We start from the raw sequence: 21,024 nt of genomic DNA, 5'->3' as shown, positions 1-21,024 counted from the left end.
AACCAAATGTCCACAGGACATTTGATTTTGCTTTGCAAAATTTAGTTTCGATAATCTAAAAAACTTAATCATGTTATTTTGCTAATTCTTCATTCAATTCCGCGAGAATATTGTTAGTTAATTCCTTTATAGCATTTTGGTAATCTAGCCTGTTTTGCTCTAAACCAAACTTCATTATTAAATTACCCAAAAATGTTTCGTTGTTCATATGCTGCTCAATTACCATTAGCTTTTCACTTTCACTAATTGATTGTTCTTCCCACTTAAGATAACCATGCAAAACTTCTGGAAACAGTTTTGTTGAATAATGACTGGATTTATCTACCAATGCGGTGGCAAGAGCCACAGCCATGGTTTCGTCCTCAAAGCCAAATTTTACTTCTGCGGAAAATTTTGCCAACAGTTGTACAAGGTTTTGATTTTGTATGGTTCCCGTTTTACCAGAACCTATCATGGCATCATAAGTACCATTAACGGGTTCTATCCGCCAATAGGAAAAAGCACCTCTATAGATATACTCACCCAGTGTATTTAAGTCAATTTCTGTATTACCTCTTCGCATCTCACTAATAAGTTGTCGGCAATATTCAACCACTCTTGTTTGTTTCTTTATGGTTTCATCTAAATTGGTACTGGTCTCTTCAAAATCATCTTTAAGGGATTTAAGAATTTGTTGTTCTTCATTTCTTTCTAGCCTGTTGGTATTCCAATTATTGATTTGGAGTGCTAGAAGAATACCAATGACCACTAGTATAATTTCGCCAATGGCGTATTTAAGGTACTTTCCTTTTTTGTTTTGTTCCATGAGGTTATATCTTATTTGACGGAAAAATTTAATCATTCGTTAATAGAATTATTTTATTTATCAACTTCTCTAATCGGCTCAATACCAATCTATAATTTACTACTGCCCATCCTAAGTTATCTAATTGGTTTTCAAATTCAATATCATTAAATAGCTTTACATAATCCACATTAAACTTGGATGATTCTTCCCAAGCCATTAGAGAATACTTGTCAATATTTTTCATGGATGCATTTTCGGTTAGATATGGTATTACCATATGCTGGTTAAAGTCATCTAAAGTTTTCCAGGCCTCATCTAATTCGTCAAACTCAGCAGACCAATTAAGAAGCTCGTGTCTAAGGGAATCATTTGTAATAAGGTTTAGGTTGCCTGTGGATAAGATTTCTGTCAAGGTATTCTGTGTTGGGTGATATTCAAAAACGTCTACTGCAGCTGCCAGTAAGCTGTCTATATTTTCTTTTTGAAGTTCCTTTTCATCTGCCTTCATTTTTGACATTAGATACCGAATAGCCTCTTCTGTCTCCTCATATTGGCGAATGCTTTTCTTAATTTTTATTAAGTTATTGCTAAACTCTGAGTTAAAATTTGCTCGCATCTCATTTTCTAACTCACTATTATTACGCTGTTCTTTCCAATTATTAATCTGCAATGCAATTAAAATCCCAATAACCACCAGAATAATTTCGCCGATGGCGTAAATTAAATACTTGTTGAATTTATTTTCAGACAGGAGACTTTGACGTATGTTTCGGAAGAATTTAATCATCGATTTTTATTTAAATAGTTTACAATTGAGTCTCTTATTGATAATGATTCTTTGTATTGAACGACGTATCTTCTGTTTAGTGCGTGGCCATAGGTAATTTCTTGATTTATAAGTCCAATAAAGTCTGGTTGTTTTAATGATTTAAAAACTAATTTCAAATCTCTTGGATCCATGTTTTTAGGATCAGAGGGAACGTATGGAATTAAAGAATTTATTCTGCCTGCATAATCTGTTTTGAGATTATCAAGATATGATCTTGAAAATTCGATGTAACTATAATAACCAGAAATGCTATTGCGAATAGCCTCATTTTGGATGAGGCTTAGATTACCAGTACTTATAAGATCCCTGAATGTGTTGTCATTCATGGGTATTCCGCCTATGCTACCAATACCGCCTTTACCTATCGAACCAACAAATTCAATAGTGTCCTTAGGCTTATAATCGCCATAAAAATAGTCTTTTGCCAAACGGAGTCCATTGAGCTTAGAATCATACCGCAATACCCATCCGTTAACATAACTAACACTATCTCTTTTTAGATCTTTTAATAAGTTCTGTAGATAGCTTGTTTCTATAATTTGATTTTTCCTATTTTCATTCCAATTGTTGATCTGCAGCGCAATGAGAATTCCAATAACCACGAGTATGATTTCACCAATCGCATAGAGCAAATATTTTTTGGTTCTGTTCTGGTTTATCATAGTCTGACGTATATGGCGGAAAAATTTTATCATTGGGAGAGTGCTTTCAATTCGTTATTAATATCATTTATTATGGCTTTTAATTTTGCCTTGATACTCATTGTATACATCAAGAACAATCTGCTTTGGGTGGCATACGTTCTAATCATTGTTTGATACCTTTTATTGGTTTTTAGCGCTTCATAATCGTGTGGAACCATTCTTGCATCAATGATGCCTTCGTGGCTTAAATCGAAAAACTGGACTACATCAAACAATTCGATACATTGTTCTTGAATGTAGCGGTCCGAGACGAAGAAACCTTTTTCCCAGATACGCAAGGATTCATATCTGTTATCGTGCATATTGATAATTTTTTTTCGCAATGAATCATTCGAAATTAAATCTAAACCTTTTGTTTTTAACATATCGTAGGGTCCATCATTGCTAATAAGTCGGGTGAGCTGTAATGCCGATGCAAAATGGAGACTTAAAGAATCGTGATAAGGCGCATTGGATTTTAATTGTTTTAAAATTATAGTACCAGATCTAGATGCCTTGGTAAGGGCTTCAATATTTATATTCAAATCTAAAGTATCTGCCTTGAACCCTTCCTGTAATTCTTTTAGCGCTTTTATTTCGGCCTTTACGAGCTTTCTGTTTTCATTCCAATTATTAATCTGCAGCGCAATAAGAATCCCAATGACCACGAGAATGATTTCACCAATAGCATAGAGCAAATATTTTTTGGTTCTGTTCTGATTTATCATGGATTGGCGAATATGGCGGAAAAACTTTATCATTGTTGTGTCACTTTTTCTAAAATTTCTGAAATAATGTCGTCAGCTTCCTCTAAATATTGTTTCATAAATTGTGCATATAAAACTTTTTCGTCTATTTGATTCTCAAACCTCACGTCATCAAACAGTGCCATATTACTCACATTCAATGAGGATGCTTCGGTTTCTATACGCTTGTGGTTTATGTTACGTATAGAGCCATACGCTTTTATATAATCTATAATGTCTTGAGAACTTTTTTCTACTCTTCGATTCCATTCTTCTATGATACTTATATGCTTTTCCCAATTAAATAGTAGTCTTTTAAGTGTATCATTTTTAATCAATATTAATTTACCTGTGTTTTTTAGTTCATTAAGCGTGAAATTTTTTGGCTTCCAAGTAGGAAAAAAAAGAGACTTCTCAATCATCTTATTAAATTCTTCTTCCGAAACATTAATTTTTTCTTCACCTATGACAGCCAATATGTCTAATCCTCCATTTTTTGTATAGTCTACAGACTTTAATACGTTTTGTAACTCATTACGGTTAGCTTCAAATTCTTGTAAAAGGTTTTCTTTAATATTCAGCAATTCGTTATTTGCTTTTCTTTCCTCATTCCAATTATTAACCTGCAAAGCAATGAGAATTCCTATTACTACTAGGATGATTTCGCCAATAGCATATTTAAAGTATTTACCCATTTTGTTTTGGTTAATTAGTGAGCGACGAATATGACGGAATAATTTAATCATTTAGAAAGTTCTTTGTCTATTATAGAAATTATGTCTTGAGCCTTTTTTATAAGTTCTATAGTTTCATTTTTAGTTAATTGGCAAAAAACAGCTCTTCTGTTTAACATGTTTAAAAAAACTTTGTTTTCTAGTATAGCCTTATAATCACTTGTGAGTCTACCTCCCTCGCTTAAGCTTTTAATTCTTTCTGCCCCAAAACGAAGTCCGACATCATTAGCTAATTTCGTCTTAAATACGTCGTTCCAACAAATGTAGTTATCTAAAATTGCTGAATATTGCAGATACAAATCAAAATGAGCAACTTCATCTTCTATCATGTCAGCCACATCTCCTGGCCATTGAATTAATTTCTTTTTAAGATTTTCTTTAGCAATTAGATTAATTTTACCAGAGGTTAAAAGCAGATTTAATGAACCAGCTTGGTTATTATAAGTTGGCCCACTCATCGTTCTGAAGAATAAACTGTCTAAATATTTTGAACTGTAGTTTGTAACCTCTTCTGGCTGTTTGTTATATATAATTGTAGCAGCCGAAATTATATTATTTCGGATATCGTTTAAAAATTCGAACTCTGTGATGGCTTCCTCAAAATCCTCTTTGAGATTAGTCAATATCAATTTCTCTTCAATACGCTCTAAACGTTTTTGATTCCAATTATTGATCTGCAAGGCGATAAGGATCCCAATGACTACGAGGACAATTTCACCAATGGCGTATTTAAAATATTTGCCTGTTTTGTTTTGTTCCATGAGGTTATAGCGGATTTTTCGGAAGAATTTAATCATTGATTTCTGTATCTATTATTTCAATTGTAGATTCAATACTGTTTTGTAATCCTCTAAGCCATCCTGTTTCTACCATATATTTTGTGTAGTACCTATGAAGTAACTTATAGGTTTTAGGATTTTTTATATACGCAATAAATGTCTCTTCATCTAAAGCTAATTCCGGATGATTTATCAAAGGTGTATCTGCATAAAAACGATTATGGAAGTCAGTTAAAGAATTAAATTTAATTATTGAGTTAGTCCAGTCCTCCTTAAACTCTAAAGTAGTTTTATCTAAGAATTTAAGATAATTTGTAGTAGTGGTCTCATAATCGGCAAGTGCAGTTGTAATCTCTTGTGAAAGTAAACTAAATTTACCAGAAGACTTAGCGCTACTCAGTATTGAGTTATTTAGTACCGCTACTTCAACAGTAAGTATTTCCGAAATATACTGTCTTAAGCTATCTGTGGATTTATTCGTTTTTGAAGTAGCAGAAAAATTCATGACTTCAATGATGTTCTTATTCATCTCATTTAAACGTTCAGTTCTTTCCGTAAATAAATTTAAATTTTCGTTGAGTTCTTGTTTTATATTGTCAATTAAAATAGACCGTTCTTTAGATTGCTGATGTTCTTGATTTAAATTATTAATCCAAAGTGCAATTAAAATCCCAATCACCACTAGAAGTATTTCACCAATGGCATATTTAAAGTATTTGCCTGTTTGATTTTTCATAATTAGGTTTTGACGGATATGACGGAAGAATTTAATCATTAGCATCTAGGTTTTGATCAATATGTTGTATTAGCCCTTTTGAGTGACTTAAGGAATATTCCATTTCGTCTTTGGTCAGTCTAAAAAGAATACGCTTAAAATTACTTATCCCTTGAAATGAGGCTGCCAAGTGCGCTAGATCTATAGTTTTCCAGACTAAGGAATCAATAAGCTTTCCTTGATCGTGCAAGTCGGTAGAGCCAAAAGTGTATGTATCCACATACTGCGCCAACTTTTCCCTGTAATCTTTGGTAATACTCTCAACCATACCTTCTCGGTAAAATTTACCATTGTAATAATCTTTTATATGGGCTTTAAGGGAATCATTCATTACATCAATGAGTCCTGTATCATTTAAACTTTTATAGGCATTGGTATTGTAAAAAATAGGATTGTTCCAATTTGGGTTGAATTCGTTTCGGGTAATTTTCAATAGTGTATCAACCGTTGCTTTGGGCTTTGCCATGCGCGCTCTCAACGATTCATTGAGTTGATATTGATAGTTTACGTCTGGTAGATGATTGGCAATTAATAGTGAATCTTGAACCAGATCGGTTTTTAAAGCTTTCAGTGCTTTATTTAAATTAGCAGTTGTTTTTCTTTCTTCGTTCCAGTTATTTATCTGTAATGCAATGAGAATACCAATGACCACAAGGATGATTTCGCCAATGGCGTAGAGCAGATACTTTCTAGTTCTGTTCTGGTTTATCATGGATTGTCTTATGTGGCGGAAGAATTTAATCATCTTAAATTTTCTAATTCATCATTGATTAGCCCAGTACATTCTAGTATATTTTGCTCTAATTGTCTATAGTTATTAAGCATATACACTCTCAGGTCTTCATTCATTACAATGGCATTTTTGAATTCTACGTCATTTTTAAGTGTCTCAAAATTGATTGGTTTTCCTAACTGTTCGCCAGTTATGGAATTATTATCTTTTTTTCTGACCTCAATTCTGCTTAATACAGTTGGCATTACAATCTGATATTGCATAGCATGGTCATCTTGAATTTCAAAATCAATTACATTTTGGTAATAGAAAGAATAAAGTTTTGTAATTGCTTTTCTTAAACTGTCATTAGTAACTATTTCTAGCCCCTTAGATTTTAACGTTTCATAGGCACTATAGTTAACCACAGATCTTGTTGTATAAAGTAAGCTCCCATAATAGACATCTAATGAATCTGAATATGTAACGTTGTTATTAAGACTATTTAAAACAATTCGGCTTGCATTAAGCCTTGTTTCATTAAAATCTATATTAAATCTTACATCTTCTAAATCTGCTTTTAAATTATTGGCAATTTCATTGAGATACTTTATTTGCACCTCCTTGGTTTGCATGTCGGTATTCCAGTTGTTAAACTGTAACGCAATAAGGATCCCAATTACAACGAGGATGATTTCGCCAATGGCGTATTTAAGATATTTACCAGTTTTACCGGTCTCCATTAATTTAAATCTTATTTGTCTAAAGAACTTTATCATAGTTTTAGGTTCTATTTTTTCCGCAAGCGGCTATCTCAACCAAAGGTCTACTAGACCTTTGATTTTGTTTTACAAAATTTCGTTTTGATAATCTGAAAAATTTAATCATTTGGTTTTACAAAATGGTTTAATGAGCTGACTAAGCTCAATTGCAGAGGTTTTTACACTATGAAGTAAGTCTTTCTCACGTTCACAGATAATTAATGTCATATTCATGTGGTCTCTTAGATTACGAAATAAATAGCTTTTAGGGTCTTTTTGCCACTCAGTACTTTTTAAAAGATTTTGAAGTTCCTCCCCATAAATACTCCTATACAATGGTAATTCTTGAATACCAAAATCAGTATAATCTTGATATTGAAAAACCTTGGGTGCTAATTGATCATTATTCTTGTCAACAACTCCTAATGCATAGTTTTGATTGGTGTAGAAGTCTAAAATTGCTTCTTTTAAGGTTTCATTTTTTAGATTTTCTAGCTTACCTGATGAGGTAATGTCATTGATAGCAGCTTTCGTAGGGAAAAATTGCCTAGACCTCAGTGCAGAGATATAGTCAGCTAGTATCACTGTTTTATCTTCTTGTATTTTTAACAATTTAGTAAGAAGTCTTTTAGCTGCTATTTGTCGTTTGTCTAAAGAAACAATAGTGCTATCTATATTATTAATATCGGCTCTAAGATCTTCAAGTATTTTACAATAATAGGTGTCTTCCTGCTGTTTTAATTTACGTTCTTCATTCCAATTATTAATCTGTAATGCAATGAGAATTCCAATGACTACAAGGATGATTTCGCCTATAGCGTAGAGCAAATACTTTTTGGTTCTGTTCTGGTTTATCATGGATTGACGTATATGGCGGAAGAATTTAATCATCTGTTTTAAGGTAAATATTAATAAGGTTTATGGCATTTCGGTGGTCTTGTAAATAATTTTTTTCCACAGACCTTAATATTTCTGAATTGGTTTTAACACCTTGTAAAAAATATTGATAGAAGTTATCTTTCATTATTAATTCATAATCCTTAAAGAGCACTTCTCCCGAAACCAATTTGCCGTTTTTTAATTCTGTTGGTTCCCACTTTTTAAAATAGAGTGCTCCTTTCTGAATACGAAAGTCCTCAATTTGCTCAATCACGATATTTTCCATTTGCTTAACCCATACCAAGTCCCCTTCATAAATATTGAAAATGAGCTCTCTTAGTTCTGGGTCTGAAATGACATCGAGTCCTTTTGATTTAATCGTGCTGTAAGCACCTGTGTTAAGAATGGCTTTGGTCCATAGACCCGATTGTCCAAAATGTAGCAAAAGAGAATCTTGGTAAACCCCTTTGTTGTTTATATGGTCAATTAAAATGTCACAAGATTCAATACAGAGTGTTTGAAGTTCTATATTAAGCTCAATGTCTTTTATGTTGAATTCTAAATCCTTTTTTAATTGGATAATTAATTCTCGTTCATAGCGAGCTTGTTTTCTGTTTTCATTCCAATTATTAATCTGTAATGCAATGAGAATACCAATAACCACGAGGATAATTTCACCAATGGCGTAGAGTAGGTATTTTTTGGTTCTATTCTGGTTGATCATAGATTGACGTATATGACGGAAGAATTTTATCATCTATATTTTCACATTAGTTTTTAAATAATTATCTATTAATTTCTTGATGAGATTTCCTTTTTCAATTGCTTTTTCATAAAACTCCTGCTGCGTTCGCGATTGGTATAGACTACCAAAATTCAATCCCTCCATTTTACTATCATTTTTAATCTGCTCAACATCTAATAAGATTGGCTGTCTTTTATCATTCTTATAATAGTCAACCACTAAAGGATGTAAATTGCTTCCTTTTCTAATATATTTACTGTAAGTATTAAAATAGTGTGGTTCTATTTCATTTTTTATAAAGGTATTCGATATTTCTTCACGCTCTTTTACTCGGTCTAATAAGCTATAATATTCAGAAATTTGATTTTGAAGTTCAGTGGGAAAAACCGAATATTCTCCACTTAAAATTAACTTATCATAGGCTGTTCTATCATTATAAAAATTTTGTTCAAATAATATTTCGACCAAATAATTAGTGGTGAGTCTATCGTAAGGTTTTATTTCCTGAAATTGATGAGATAATAGTTCGCCTGCCGATATTTTAGCTGTAATGGATTGATTAAGCTCTTTTAGTTTTTGAATATCATCAGATACATTTTGTGTCAACAATTTTAATTGTTCTTTCGCAGATTGTTCTGTTTTAGATTGTTCATTCCAATTATTAATCTGAAGGGCAATGAGAATTCCAATAACCACAAGAACGATTTCGCCAATGGCGTAGAGCAGATATTTGCTGAAGCGGTTTTCTTTAATTAATCGTTGACGAATATGTCTAAAGAATTTAATCATCTTTTATTTTTAATACCTAAAGTTTAAATAATTTGTTTTTACAAGTGCCATCATTTTATTTCAGAATTAATTAAGTTTATAAGCTCCTCTATATCATCAATTGTATTAGAGTACGTCTTTAAACCTACCATTCTAAGGTGCTTAACGAAAGTCGTTAAATTTCTAAATTCTTTATTTTCTAATAACTCTTCGTAGCTATTGGGTGTTAACACAGATTTATCAGATGATGTGTTGTATTCAAAATACTTGACTACAAAAGGATTGGTGACACTTTCCATCAAAGCCCATTCGGCACGATCATAATCGTCTTTAAGCAACGGGAAGGTTGACTCATAAAGTGTAATTGTTTTTTCTTTGATCTCTTTATTTTGTATGGTCTCCACTCCTTTGGCCTTAAAGATTTCATAAGTTGTCATAACCATATAAGGACTAGCCCAGGCGTTAAGAGCTCTGAAAAGCGTATCCATATCCTTAGTGTAGGGTATCTTATTGTCAATGTTGAATATCATAGATTCCAATTGTTCTACTTTTAATTTGTTTTGATTTAAATCATCATCCATTATATTTCTGGTAATCACAAGATCCTGCTTTAAATCTATGAGAATAGCTTTCTCTAAACTGGCTAATTTTCTATCCTCATTCCAGTTATTAATCTGTAACGCAATTAAAATACCAATGACTACAAGGATAATTTCGCCTATAGCGTAGAGTAAATACTTTTTAGTTTTGTTCTGTTTAATCATGGATTGACGTATTTGGCGGAAGAATTTTATCATTAATAGGTCTTTATTTTTTTTGAGTTACCAAAAACAATTCCCTTGCGATTGATTTTAGTTTCAGTTATATCTGTTTTGTTGGTAAATTTTATAATGGCATCCATATGACTAAAATAGATTGGATGATAAAAAAAACTATAAATGGAAGGACCAAATAGCCCATGACATCGCGTGCTTGAATTTTAATGCCTTTTCCCATGATGGGAAATACAAGCAATAAATAAAAGGGTTGCAACACATTAGATAGACTCTCTCCATAGGCGATGGACAAAGACGCTCTAGATACCATTGCTGTAACTTCGTTAGTTGGCAAACCTTCACCAATTACTTTAACGGCTTCAATAATACTTGGACCAACTACAGCGAATTCGCCACCTGCAGATGGTATAGCAAAGTTGATTACTCCACCAGTGAGGTAAGCGAAAAAGGGGTAGGTATCAATGGTTGCAACAGAGGCCATAATTTCTGCCAACTTCTCCCCTAAACCTGTATATAGCATAATACCCATAATACCTGCATAAAAAGGATATTGATATAAAATACCTGATACATTACTACTAGATCGTTTCATAGCAATGACATATCGCATCGGTGTTTTATGCAATGCCAGGCCAATCATCAAGAAAATGAAAATCATGATATTAAAATTCAATTGAAAACCATTGGTGTAAAAGTGATAGATGATATAGCTTAATCCCATTAAAACAATACAAGACAGAAGCAAAACACCATTATTTAATTTATCGGAAACGGATTTATATGATAAGTTTAAACCAATTGCTTCATCCTTTATGGAAAGTTCTTTTTGGGCCGTTTTATCCTCTAACATATCCTCGAGTTGTTTGATGTTTTTCGTTTTCGGAATAAGAAGAATAATCATTAAAGGCGCAAATATTACATATAATGCCATCATAGCAAAGTTTAAAGCAGAGCCCAGTGTAAAAGAGGTTGGAATTATATCTGTTAAGATTCCTGCTTCAATTAGATAATTATTTTCTGTTCCCAACAGTAATGGAATAGAGCTAGAAAGGCCTGTTACCCAGCTTCCACCACTAAAGTAAACACAGGCTACTAAAAAAGGGTAGTTTACACCTTTAACTCGGATTGCTAATTCTCTCGCTAACACACATGTAATAACAATCCACCCAAAACTTATAAGTGACAACAGTGTCCCTACTAATACCACCATGAGGTAAACTTGCCTTGGTGTTTTGAGGCGAATGGTCAATTTGTCTATGCCTTTATTTATAAATGGAGAAAGTGCTATGGCAAACCCTGTGATTATAATCAATACAATTTGCATCCCAAACTCTAACAACGAATAAAAACCATCGTACCAACCTTTAACGATTTCCATGGGTGAAGCATCTAGCCAGATAAAAGCAATAAATCCTGTAAAAATGGTAAGTAACATAGCGAATACAAATGCATTTGGCATATATTTCTCAAATAGTTTTGTTGATACTTCTCCGAATTTTGTGAGCATAATAGGTTGGTTTTTAATATTACATTTATATGTTTTAAACGGTATGTATAAAGAATTTAATCATCTGATGCTAACTCTTTGTCATTCGTGTTTATAATATCTTTACATTTTTTGGCTCTATTCTGGTCAATCATAGATTGACGTATTTGGTGGAAGAATTTTATCATGGCGCTGTTGGTTTAATCGGAATACCTTCTATCCGCTTTACAACTTCGCTATAGAAGAAAATAATTTGCTGATGCATATCTTTTAATTCAAATAAATGATTTTTAAATATTCTTCTTTTGGTTGGGTCGTTTAGAGTAGTTTTAAATTCCATATAACCCTGCATCATATCATCCTCAGATAGATTGGGTTGCAAATAATAATGTGATAATATGCCATTATAAAACAAACTTTTTTCTGAAATTAAAAGTCCACTGATAAACGTATTTATTAAATCATTGAAATGATTGAACAATACGTAATAATCGGTGATGTTATCTTTAAGGTCTGAATTATCAATCTTACTGTAATCACCAGAGTTGATCAATTCACTATAAACGCTCATATCAGGAATCGTTGTTCGATATTGCATATTGGCTCTTGCAAACTGACCTGAATATTGTTTGTAATTCTGAAACGATAAATTAGCATCTAAATTAGCTATTAAGCTATCTAGTACTTTAATGTTTCTTTTGTTGTAATTAATGGTAAATACAAGATGAAGACTATCTCCATATACCACGTTTCGCAATTTGTTAATCTTATCTTCACGTTCTTTTTCAGCAATTTTAATTTGATTGTTGTTGTTAAGGTTAATTGCTATTAATATTCCTATGACCACAAGGATGATTTCGCCTATGGCATAGAGCAGATACTTTTTTGTTCTGTTCTGGTTGATCATGGATTGACGTATATGACGGAAGAATTTAATCATTGGTATCTATATCACTTTTTTGCTCTCGTTTGTACTTAACAAACAAGCGCACAATGATTCTTAATATGAGCGCGAAAGCCACCAAATAGATTATTGTATTAGTTTCCATATGCTTTGTTATAATTGAATTTTATATTTATCCTGCCTTACCATCACCATCTATATCTTGCGATAAATGCGTTTCTAAGGCAATTAGTGTTTTTTTAAGTAATGCCTTTGTATTGGCTAATTCTGTTTCTAACTGATCTACGCGTTCTTCAACACTATCGGCTTGTTCTTGTTGTTTCTCTAATTCGTCTTGTTGTAATAAATCCCAGAAGATTCCCATGGTTATATGTTTTTTATAATAATTGTTTAAAAATGCATTTAGTTAGATTTATGCACTTCTAACTCTATTTCAATCATAAATTCCGGAAGCGCTAATTCCTTTACACCAAGCCAAGAACCTGTTGGAAAATGATTTTTGTAAATTTCTGCTCTGTAGCCTGCAACCTCTAGCATCTTTGGCATATTGGTTGTGAAAATGTCTTCTTTTACCACATCGTTAAATGTGCAACCGTAATGCTTTAGGATTTTTTCTAAATCTGCATAGCAATTTTTCATCTGTTGTTCTAAATCACCAATGGCAGTTGGGTTGCCTTCATCGTCCATACTTACAGCTCCAGAAACTTTAATGCTATTGCCTATTTTAACAGCGTGCGAATAACCATAGGCTTTTTCTACCTCTGGGCGCAGTAAAAAATACTCAGGGTTTTCTGCTTCGATAATGACCTCCTTTTCAACTTCTTTGGTTGTTTCTTTTTCTTTTTGCTCACAACTTTGAGTTGTAAAAGCTAAAGCGATAAAAAGTGTAATTAAACTAATTTGTTTGCTAAGTGTTTTCATAATAATTGTATTTAGTGCCTGGGTTGTTCGGTTTTTGGCTTTCCCGTTTTTTATGGTTTTACTTTCGTTAATTTTTAATCTCTTGTTCAATTAACACCATAGTCGAATCTACCTTGTCACTACAAGAATTATTTCGCCAATAACGTATTTAAGGTACTTACCTGTTTTGTTTTCACTCATAAGTTTGAATCTAATTTTTCTAAAAAACTTAATCATAGTTTCTGATTTTTCCGCAAGCGGCTATCTCAACCAAAGGCCTACCAGACCTTTGATTTTGCTTCATTTCGACTGCGCTCAATGTGACAGCAAAATGATGTTTCGATAATCTAAAGAATTTAATCATGTGTTAGTTTTTCAATTCTTGTTGTATTAAGTCTATAATTCTATTTGTATCTGCTATCAAATTTTCTAGTTTGCCAATAGCATCTTTATTAATCCAATAATGAACTGCTGCGTTGTTTATATATTCTTCTTTTTTTTCCTTCAAATGAACAGCGAGTTCTGATTGGTTTTGTTCTCCAAATAAAAAAGCTGATGCAGGCTCAAACCTCATAATACTATTGTTGTAAGTAAATGGCGCATCATTAGGGAGTGCCCATTCCGTACCAATTCTTATCCATTCTGCAACTTGTTTGTGCTTGGCATAATGTTTTACCAATTCATCACGCAAGTTAGAATTACGTATATCCTTTAAATTACCAGTACTGGATAAATCATCAAACGTTGAGGTTGAAGACGTAAAAATGGGATATATGCTTCCGTAACCGAAAAAATCGTTAGCTGCTAATACCAGCTTTTCATCACTAGAATTTACAGAGTTTAAAGCAAAAGAAAGGCTCTCTATCGTTTCAATCCCTTTTTCTAAGTCAGCAATATTACTTTTAAAGGTGTTGATATCTTCTTTGTTTTCTGATAGAAGTCTTTTTAGGTAAAGGTTCTCTTGTTTTGCTGATTTTCGATTTTCATTCCAATTGTTGATTTGAAGTGCAATGAGAATCCCAATTACTACAAGAATGATTTCACCAATGGCGTAGAGCAGATATTTTTTTGTTCTATTTTGGTTAATCATAGATTGTCTTATTTGGCGGAAGAATTTTATCATATTATGCACTATTTAGCTTAGCTTTTTTAATCCATTCATTATTTGCTCGCGTAGCTTATTATTAATATCCTCAAAGACCAATAATTTATTTAAAGTGCCACCATTGTTATCTTGAAAGGCTATTAAGAAAAAAGATAATTCTTCTATAAAGTTTGGATCATTAGGGTTTTTTACAACCATTTGCTCATCTTTTTCTATAAGCGATAAAAATCGAACTAAACCGTTTCTGTCATTAAAAACTTTGAGGATTGTTACTTCAATATCCAGAATACTATTGCTCATTTTTGGCTGTTCATAATCATAATATCTCGAGATTTCGGTAGTCAGCTCATTATTGGAGAGCTGTAATCCTTTAGATTTAAGTATTTCATATGCATTGTTAATTGGAAAATACCTTTCAAAGGTGAGTATGTCTACCAAATAAAATTTCAAGGAATCAGTATCTTTAGATTCAGAGCTAACAAATTTTTGTAGTTCGATTATAGCTGTTTTTGCCTTTTGCCGCTGAGCGATAATTTCCTTGACTAGAATTGCATCTTCTTCAAGATTTTTTAATACTTCAGTTAATACATAGCGTTCATCTTTCCGGGATTTTTGGTCTTCATTCCAATTGTTAATTTGAAGTGCAATGAGAATCCCTATAACCACAAGGATAATTTCACCAATGGCGTAGAGCAGATATTTTTTGGTTCTGTTTTGATTTATCATAGATTGACGTATATGACGGAAGAATTTAATCATGATTTAAGTCTTTATTTATTAACTTAAGTAATCTTACAATACGTTTCCTCAGCGCATACGCCTGTACATTAATTACACTGTTGTAAATAATACATGTGCTTGCAACTCCTTCGATTTCAGTTGCATTTTCTATAATAATCGAAGGTAAATCAATGTTGTTTTTATGAATAGCAAAAGATATAGTATCATTTTTATCTAATGCATGCTCAGGCGAATAACCGCTATTTAATATATAAGCGCCTACATTTCGGATTAATCTCTCTTTAATTAATACTGGGTAGTAATTTTGATTACGGAACATTTGCCAATTGTCTTCAATTTCTTGAACTTGGTAAACATCGGACGTCCAGTTGGAAAGCATTTCAGAAATACTGTCGTTGGTAATTAGCCTTAGCTTCCCGTTAACTATGATATCGTTCTCAAGTGGATCGAAGGTAGGATCTTGGGACAATCTAAAAAGACAGTATAACAGCGAATCATCTTCTATTTCTTTGGGATTATCTATATAGTTCAGCAATACATTACTCGCGTGCGTCATTTTATGGCGCATCGAAATCTTCTCATCTAATTGTTTTAGATTTTGTGTGTATTCTTTATGTAGCTGCTTTAGTATTTTTTGTTCGGCTAAACGCTCTTTTCTGCTTTCATTCCAATTATTAATCTGCAACGCAATCAATATCCCAATAACTACAAGAATAATTTCGCCTATAGCATAGAGTAGATACTTTTTAGTTTTACCTTCGGAAATGAAGCGTTGGCGAATATGCCTAAAAAACTTAATCATTGTTTTTAATTTTATGCATGAGTTTTTTAGCAACCTGTTGCCTCGATTTTATTTTCCCCAAAATATTATAGCTCCGACCTAAATCTCCTATGATATAATTTTCCATTTTAGGTGCTCTGAGCAACGAATTGTAATCGGCAGAAATGTTCCGTGTATCTTCAACTGATGCGATTTTCTGATAAAAACCATCGACATCTTCTTCGTTTATCACTAAAGCGCCAGTTTCTGCTGTCATATAATTTTCTGGTAATTGGTACATAAAAGGTTCATACTGGTTTTCTACAAATCGGGTTAAAGACTCAAATGTGTTTTCAATCAAAACAAAATCGGCATAATACTGTGCAAGTTCCTTCAAAAGTTCTTTCTCGTTAAATTCATTAAAAGCACCTGAGGATTTAGCCGAATCAAATGTGGTGGAATACGATGTTGGATTAGAAGTATAAAAAATCGGTTCTACGTATTTCCCGAATTTCTCTATACCCATGGTCTTTTGTGGGTTACGGACGTAAGTGAGTAGTGTATCTAAATATTCAATCCGTTTTAAGTGAAAATGTTCATAATACTTTAACTTTTCTTCATCCTTTTGTAAATCCACTAAAACATTACTGTGAAAGTTTTTTTCATCGCGTTCAGTTTTGCGATTGTCATTCCAATTGTTGATTTGCAATGCAATCAAGATACCAATCACTACGAGAAATATTTCTCCAATGGCGTAGAGCAGATATTTGCTGAAACTGTTTTCCCTTATTAAACGTTGGCGGATATGTCTAAAAAACTTTATCACATTACTCTATATAATTTGTTCCATTTAAAACTGGAAATAAACAAACTGCTCTCCACTGCCTTGTGCTATACATATCAGTACAAACAATATGGCCCAAACTATTCCCAAAACTATTGGTGGTGTTTTTAGGGAAACGGCTTTCATAGAGGTATTTCGCATTACCCAATGACAAATAAATAAAATGGTAATCACCGTGAATACTTTTATAATATCAAAAGACTGCAGAATCTTTGCACCGTCATTCAACCCAAACATCGATGCCAACATATTCTTCGCGGTTTCGAATTCTCGTGCCCTAAAAAACACCCAAGTAATGTTAACACAGGTGTAAGTGAGCAATGCGAGTAGAACACCATTCCAGGTATTTATTTTTATGCGAATTTTGTTACGCAGCAAGCGTTCTATAACCAGATAAATACCATGAAGTGCTCCCCAAATAACAAAGGTCCAAGCGGCTCCGTGCCAAAGACCACCCAACAACATCGTTATCATTAATGCAGCATACATGCTGGTGATGCCGTGTCTATTTCCACCCAATGGAATATAGAGGTAGTCTCTAAGCCAAGTTGAAAGTGAAATGTGCCAACGCCTCCATAAATCTGAAAATCCTATGGCTGCATAGGGATATCTAAAGTTATCTGGTAATATGATGCCTAACATCAAAGCGATACCGATAGCACAGGTAGAGTACCCAGCAAAATCAAAGAAAATTTGTCCTGAAAATGCCAAGGTTCCCGTCCAGGCATCCAAACCGTGTAAAATGGTTCGTGATCCGAAAACGTCATCAGATGTGCCAGCCAATAGCGTATCTGCCAATACAATTTTTTGAAACAATCCTATAGTCAACAAAAAGGTTCCCCAAAGAAATTGCTGTGTCGTTGCCTTTTTTTCCTCGTAAAACTGAGTGATGAGTTCTTTTGCCCTTACGATAGGACCAGCAACCAATTGTGGAAAGAAGGTTACATATAAAGCGAAGTCCAAAAATGTACGTGCTGGTTCTATTTTCCTTTTGTACATGTCTATGGTATAAGACATGGTTTGAAAGGTGTAGAATGAAATACCCATTGGTAAAATAATATCCATGGGTTGTGCCTGAAAATCCATTCCAACGGCATTCAATGCCGTGACAAAATTCTCTAGTAGAAAATCGCCATACTTAAAAAAAGCAAGGAAGCCTAAGTTGACAAACATACTCAACAGCAACCACATTTTACGCTGACGTTGATTTTCTAATACCGCTAATTTTTTACCTGCTGTGTAATCTACGATTGTTGAAATCCAAAGTAGAATGACCAAAGGTGGATTCCACATGGCATAAAACAAATAACTCGCTAAAAGCAACATTCGTTTTTTATTGGTCCAGTTGAATAGTTTAGCATAGTACAACACGAGTACTATCGCTAAAAAGACGATAAAACTTAAAGAATTGAATAACATAATTAGTTGGTTGGTTTAGTTAGTGCATTATCTTTTATCATCTCTTGTGCCAAAACACGTGTATATATATCCGCATCTTCCGCACTTAAATGTGACCATTCCGGACATACCATATCCTTAAGCTCATCGTAATCTTCGTAATGATAGCTTTTGGCTCCCGTAATTTTCACTAGTTCATCGTAGAGTTTGTCTCTGGGGAAAAATTTACTTTCGCCACCTTTAAACATCCCACTAGATGGTGGTCTCACCAAAATAAGATTGCCACCACGTTCCATAAACTTTTTGGCATCTGCAGCAAAGAATTTGGTGGTTCCTTCTACATCTGGAGGAGGTCCGTCGCTTGTTATTATGAATTTCCATGCGTTTGTAATCACATTAGCAAATGCCGTATCTGTTGCTGTACGCTCAGTCATTCTCGTGTTTCTATCACTATCAATCGTGCCGAACTCAAAAAAAGGTGGGTATTGTGGTTTCCCAGTACGTTCGGCAAGTTTAATGCGCCTTAATAGACCTTTGAGGTCAATGTTTTCATCCGCTTCTTCTTCATGACCAGACATCATGACTAAATTTTCTTGAAGTGGAATGGACAGCCAATGATTAACGCGATTGGCATAAGTTCGCTTATGGTAGTGGTCCACTCGAAGTTGTGGACGTCTCCATGGACCTGCCTGAGGAAATGTAGTTGAAAAAAACAAAGGTGGAGTCACACCTACGATGACTGTTCCATTAAAATCCGTATTCTCCACAATGTCATGAAAAATTGGTAATGGAGAACTTCCTGCCGAAGCCAGTTGAATTGGTCTAATGCCTGTAACTTTTTCAAATTCATCTAATTGAATATCAAAAAGCACTCGTGAAGATCCGGTTAAAACGACGTCGTTTTCTGTCAGTGAATTGACCTTGTCACGTTCTACAGCCCAAAGATGTTTATTGTCATCTAGTGTTGGTTCATAGCCTTGAGAACGCCAGTAGAGTTCCCAAGAAACTAACCCAATTGCACTTAGAACAAGTGCAACCAGGAATGAAGTTTTTAATTGCATAATGGTTGGTTATTGGTTATAGCTTGTTAGTAGGTTTTCAAACTACTAACTGTTATAAATATAGTCATTATATTTTACTGATAGCCAAATAATTGAATGACGCACAGTAATAAATAGTTCATTTACATTTTCTCAGAATCTGCCAATTTCTTTGTATCAGCATATTGTTGAAATCCAACAATCTTTCCATCTTTAAGCGTCCAATGGTGGGCTGCCTGTATGGTATAAGTCTTACCATTTTTCATTTCAAGTACATAGTGTAAAGTCGCCAACACTTGATTGTTACTCATTTCGTGAAGTTTCACATCTTTTAAAGTGAAGGATTTGTAGCGTTCTCCAATTCGAGCAAAAACACCGTTCAATACAGCATCAGGACCAATGTAAGGGTTACCATCTGCCAATGAATTACTTTCAGCTTCGTTCCACACAATCTCATCATCCATTAAGGCCAGAACTGCCGGAATATCTCCTTTTGAAAACAGCTCGTAAACAGAATTAATAATACTAGCATTATCTGTTGTTTCCAGGTAACGATAGCTTTTTAAGATTTTCCAATTTCCATTTACATTTTTTAGCGTATTTACAAATTCTCCTTTTAACACGCCACTAGGCTCATCTGTTTTACTGTAAATAAATGTTCCGCTGACAAACATATGATCATCATCTAACTGTGATACATCAGTTGTTTCTAACGAAATAGTGAAGGTTCCGGAATCAAAAGTTGCTTTATATTGATTCTTAATATTCTCCAATCCATTAATCATAGTTGCATCAGAATTTCTAATGGAAGCATTTTCCGTATATAATTTATCTATGTTTTCAAGATTGGAATTGTTAATCATTTCTGTGTACAGTTGATGCATCTTTTCAACATCAGCATTTACTTCTTGGGCATTGCAATTATATGTTGAGACACTCAACAGTAATAGAATTACAAAAATGGTTTTTAATGGTTTCATAATATTTATATTTAATTGGTTAATAGAATTTTCAGATTATTGTTTTATTCATCTTTTTCAGATTCAGAAATAAATTTCATGCCATCATAAAAAGCTGCAAATGGTACGTGTCCTGCATTCTCATAGGTTTTATATTTAAATCTCACCTGATCTCCCAAAGCAGATTTTATTTTTTTTGAAAAATCTACCAAAGACTGATGAATTTCTTGTTTCGGGTCCAATGGATCGGACAAAGAATTAGCGACAAACAGTGTCCTACCATTAAAACTATTTTTATCCTTAAAGGCTTTGTTTGACAACTCAGTAAAATAATCACCCATATCTGCAAACCAACCAGCACATGTACCAATGTAATTGTTGAACAGTTCTGGCTTTGCCAAAAAAGCGTACATCACAAATAGGCCACTAAGGGATCTACCACGTATGGTGCGTTCTTCGGAAGTTCTATATTTAGTTTCGATATATGGAATCAATTCTTCACCCAAAAACGACAAAAAGTGATGTGCTTGTGGATTTTCAACTTTATAAGACGGCCTGCTCAATGGCATCATATCTCTATCCCGATTGGTATTAGCGATGGCTACGATAATAAATTCTAGCTTTAAATTATACGCTACTAGTCGTGCATCGATAAGATTATTCTCACTGCCATCCAAAAGGTATAGAACAGGATAACTTTTGCCTGATGCTTCATAGTCGTCTGGAAGTGTAACAACAAGATTTCTAGTCTCATCTAAGATGCTTGAATATAAACTGTCTTTGTGGCCAATCTTTACAGTTACATCTTGCGAATACGCAACGTTTGAAACCAGCATGAGAAGACTTGCAAGCAATACACCAATGATTTTCATAACCAATTTGATTCTTATTATTTTTTTAGCATCAGCAAGAT

General features: G+C 33.5%; 26 protein-coding genes. All 26 read right to left on the bottom strand.

Features of this window, described 5'->3' with window-relative positions:
* Window positions 1–73: 73 nt before the first annotated feature.
* Entirely contained in the window at window positions 74–841 is a 768-nt protein-coding gene (locus ACQ65V_RS08850) for a DUF6090 family protein (RefSeq protein ID WP_155089879.1), read from the bottom strand.
* Window positions 834–1,574: a DUF6090 family protein gene (locus ACQ65V_RS08845; protein ID WP_155089880.1), complete on the bottom strand. Its 741-nt coding sequence runs from the start codon at window positions 1,572–1,574 to the stop codon at window positions 834–836. The genes ACQ65V_RS08850 and ACQ65V_RS08845 overlap by 8 nt, the downstream gene beginning before the upstream one ends.
* Complete coding sequence (locus ACQ65V_RS08840; protein ID WP_155089881.1) at window positions 1,571–2,311, bottom strand: DUF6090 family protein; 741 nt, start codon at window positions 2,309–2,311, stop codon at window positions 1,571–1,573. The genes ACQ65V_RS08845 and ACQ65V_RS08840 overlap by 4 nt, the downstream gene beginning before the upstream one ends.
* Window positions 2,308–3,060, bottom strand: a complete 753-nt coding sequence (locus ACQ65V_RS08835; RefSeq protein WP_155089882.1) for a DUF6090 family protein — start codon at window positions 3,058–3,060, stop codon at window positions 2,308–2,310. Before ACQ65V_RS08835 ends, ACQ65V_RS08840 begins: the two co-directional genes overlap by 4 nt.
* Window positions 3,057–3,791: a DUF6090 family protein gene (locus ACQ65V_RS08830; protein ID WP_430467622.1), complete on the bottom strand. Its 735-nt coding sequence runs from the start codon at window positions 3,789–3,791 to the stop codon at window positions 3,057–3,059. The genes ACQ65V_RS08835 and ACQ65V_RS08830 overlap by 4 nt, the downstream gene beginning before the upstream one ends.
* A complete protein-coding gene (locus ACQ65V_RS08825) occupies window positions 3,788–4,576 on the bottom strand; it encodes a DUF6090 family protein (RefSeq protein ID WP_430467621.1) in 789 nt (262 codons plus the stop codon). Before ACQ65V_RS08825 ends, ACQ65V_RS08830 begins: the two co-directional genes overlap by 4 nt.
* Complete coding sequence (locus ACQ65V_RS08820) at window positions 4,569–5,333, bottom strand: hypothetical protein (RefSeq protein ID WP_430467620.1); 765 nt, start codon at window positions 5,331–5,333, stop codon at window positions 4,569–4,571. Before ACQ65V_RS08820 ends, ACQ65V_RS08825 begins: the two co-directional genes overlap by 8 nt.
* Window positions 5,326–6,078, bottom strand: a complete 753-nt coding sequence (locus ACQ65V_RS08815; RefSeq protein WP_430467619.1) for a DUF6090 family protein — start codon at window positions 6,076–6,078, stop codon at window positions 5,326–5,328. Before ACQ65V_RS08815 ends, ACQ65V_RS08820 begins: the two co-directional genes overlap by 8 nt.
* The gene (locus ACQ65V_RS08810) at window positions 6,075–6,824 is read right to left on the bottom strand and encodes a DUF6090 family protein (RefSeq protein WP_430467618.1); all 750 of its coding nucleotides are present in this window, start codon (window positions 6,822–6,824) and stop codon (window positions 6,075–6,077) included. The genes ACQ65V_RS08815 and ACQ65V_RS08810 overlap by 4 nt, the downstream gene beginning before the upstream one ends.
* A 105-nt stretch (window positions 6,825–6,929) precedes the next feature.
* Window positions 6,930–7,697, bottom strand: coding sequence for a DUF6090 family protein (locus tag ACQ65V_RS08805; RefSeq protein ID WP_430467617.1), 768 nt, complete (start codon window positions 7,695–7,697; stop codon window positions 6,930–6,932).
* Complete coding sequence (locus ACQ65V_RS08800; RefSeq protein ID WP_430467616.1) at window positions 7,690–8,442, bottom strand: DUF6090 family protein; 753 nt, start codon at window positions 8,440–8,442, stop codon at window positions 7,690–7,692. The genes ACQ65V_RS08805 and ACQ65V_RS08800 overlap by 8 nt, the downstream gene beginning before the upstream one ends.
* On the bottom strand, window positions 8,443–9,219 hold the full coding sequence (locus tag ACQ65V_RS08795; protein WP_430467615.1) for a DUF6090 family protein: 777 nt from the start codon (window positions 9,217–9,219) through the stop codon (window positions 8,443–8,445). It abuts the gene before it with no gap.
* Between the two features lie 50 nt (window positions 9,220–9,269).
* Window positions 9,270–9,995 carry a DUF6090 family protein gene (locus tag ACQ65V_RS08790; protein WP_430467614.1) on the bottom strand — a complete coding sequence of 242 codons (726 nt, stop codon included), beginning with the start codon at window positions 9,993–9,995 and terminating at the stop codon, window positions 9,270–9,272.
* Window positions 9,996–10,083: 88 nt separating this feature from the next.
* Window positions 10,084–11,481 carry a short-chain fatty acid transporter gene (locus tag ACQ65V_RS08785; protein WP_430467613.1) on the bottom strand — a complete coding sequence of 466 codons (1,398 nt, stop codon included), beginning with the start codon at window positions 11,479–11,481 and terminating at the stop codon, window positions 10,084–10,086.
* A gap of 163 nt (window positions 11,482–11,644) precedes the next feature.
* Complete coding sequence (locus ACQ65V_RS08780; RefSeq protein ID WP_430467612.1) at window positions 11,645–12,400, bottom strand: DUF6090 family protein; 756 nt, start codon at window positions 12,398–12,400, stop codon at window positions 11,645–11,647.
* Between the two features lie 136 nt (window positions 12,401–12,536).
* Window positions 12,537–12,728 carry a hypothetical protein gene (locus ACQ65V_RS08775; protein WP_155089891.1) on the bottom strand — a complete coding sequence of 64 codons (192 nt, stop codon included), beginning with the start codon at window positions 12,726–12,728 and terminating at the stop codon, window positions 12,537–12,539.
* Between the two features lie 38 nt (window positions 12,729–12,766).
* Window positions 12,767–13,285 (bottom strand): RidA family protein, encoded by a 519-nt coding sequence (locus ACQ65V_RS08770; RefSeq protein ID WP_155089892.1) that lies wholly within the window; start codon window positions 13,283–13,285, stop codon window positions 12,767–12,769.
* A 208-nt stretch (window positions 13,286–13,493) separates the two neighbouring features.
* Complete coding sequence (locus ACQ65V_RS08765) at window positions 13,494–13,628, bottom strand: hypothetical protein (protein ID WP_412561492.1); 135 nt, start codon at window positions 13,626–13,628, stop codon at window positions 13,494–13,496.
* Between the two features lie 3 nt (window positions 13,629–13,631).
* Window positions 13,632–14,387 (bottom strand): DUF6090 family protein, encoded by a 756-nt coding sequence (locus ACQ65V_RS08760; RefSeq protein ID WP_155089893.1) that lies wholly within the window; start codon window positions 14,385–14,387, stop codon window positions 13,632–13,634.
* Between the two features lie 12 nt (window positions 14,388–14,399).
* A complete protein-coding gene (locus tag ACQ65V_RS08755; protein WP_155089894.1) occupies window positions 14,400–15,128 on the bottom strand; it encodes a DUF6090 family protein in 729 nt (242 codons plus the stop codon).
* Window positions 15,121–15,912, bottom strand: a complete 792-nt coding sequence (locus ACQ65V_RS08750; protein ID WP_155089895.1) for a DUF6090 family protein — start codon at window positions 15,910–15,912, stop codon at window positions 15,121–15,123. Before ACQ65V_RS08750 ends, ACQ65V_RS08755 begins: the two co-directional genes overlap by 8 nt.
* Window positions 15,905–16,696 carry a DUF6090 family protein gene (locus ACQ65V_RS08745; RefSeq protein ID WP_155089896.1) on the bottom strand — a complete coding sequence of 264 codons (792 nt, stop codon included), beginning with the start codon at window positions 16,694–16,696 and terminating at the stop codon, window positions 15,905–15,907. The genes ACQ65V_RS08750 and ACQ65V_RS08745 overlap by 8 nt, the downstream gene beginning before the upstream one ends.
* A gap of 24 nt (window positions 16,697–16,720) precedes the next feature.
* Window positions 16,721–18,133, bottom strand: coding sequence for an MBOAT family O-acyltransferase (locus tag ACQ65V_RS08740; protein ID WP_430467611.1), 1,413 nt, complete (start codon window positions 18,131–18,133; stop codon window positions 16,721–16,723).
* Between the two features lie 2 nt (window positions 18,134–18,135).
* Window positions 18,136–19,173 (bottom strand): hypothetical protein, encoded by a 1,038-nt coding sequence (locus ACQ65V_RS08735; RefSeq protein ID WP_430467610.1) that lies wholly within the window; start codon window positions 19,171–19,173, stop codon window positions 18,136–18,138.
* A gap of 122 nt (window positions 19,174–19,295) precedes the next feature.
* On the bottom strand, window positions 19,296–20,132 hold the full coding sequence (locus ACQ65V_RS08730) for a nuclear transport factor 2 family protein (protein ID WP_430467609.1): 837 nt from the start codon (window positions 20,130–20,132) through the stop codon (window positions 19,296–19,298).
* A 44-nt stretch (window positions 20,133–20,176) separates the two neighbouring features.
* Window positions 20,177–20,983: an alpha/beta hydrolase gene (locus ACQ65V_RS08725; RefSeq protein ID WP_430467608.1), complete on the bottom strand. Its 807-nt coding sequence runs from the start codon at window positions 20,981–20,983 to the stop codon at window positions 20,177–20,179.
* Window positions 20,984–21,024 lie beyond the last annotated feature (41 nt).

Origin of the sequence: Winogradskyella ouciana (assembly GCF_965284585.1) — a bacterium.
GTDB classification, from domain to species: domain Bacteria; phylum Bacteroidota; class Bacteroidia; order Flavobacteriales; family Flavobacteriaceae; genus Winogradskyella; species Winogradskyella ouciana.
Note: the sequence above shows the minus strand (reverse complement) of the source record. Positions and strands in the feature narration are given on the sequence as shown.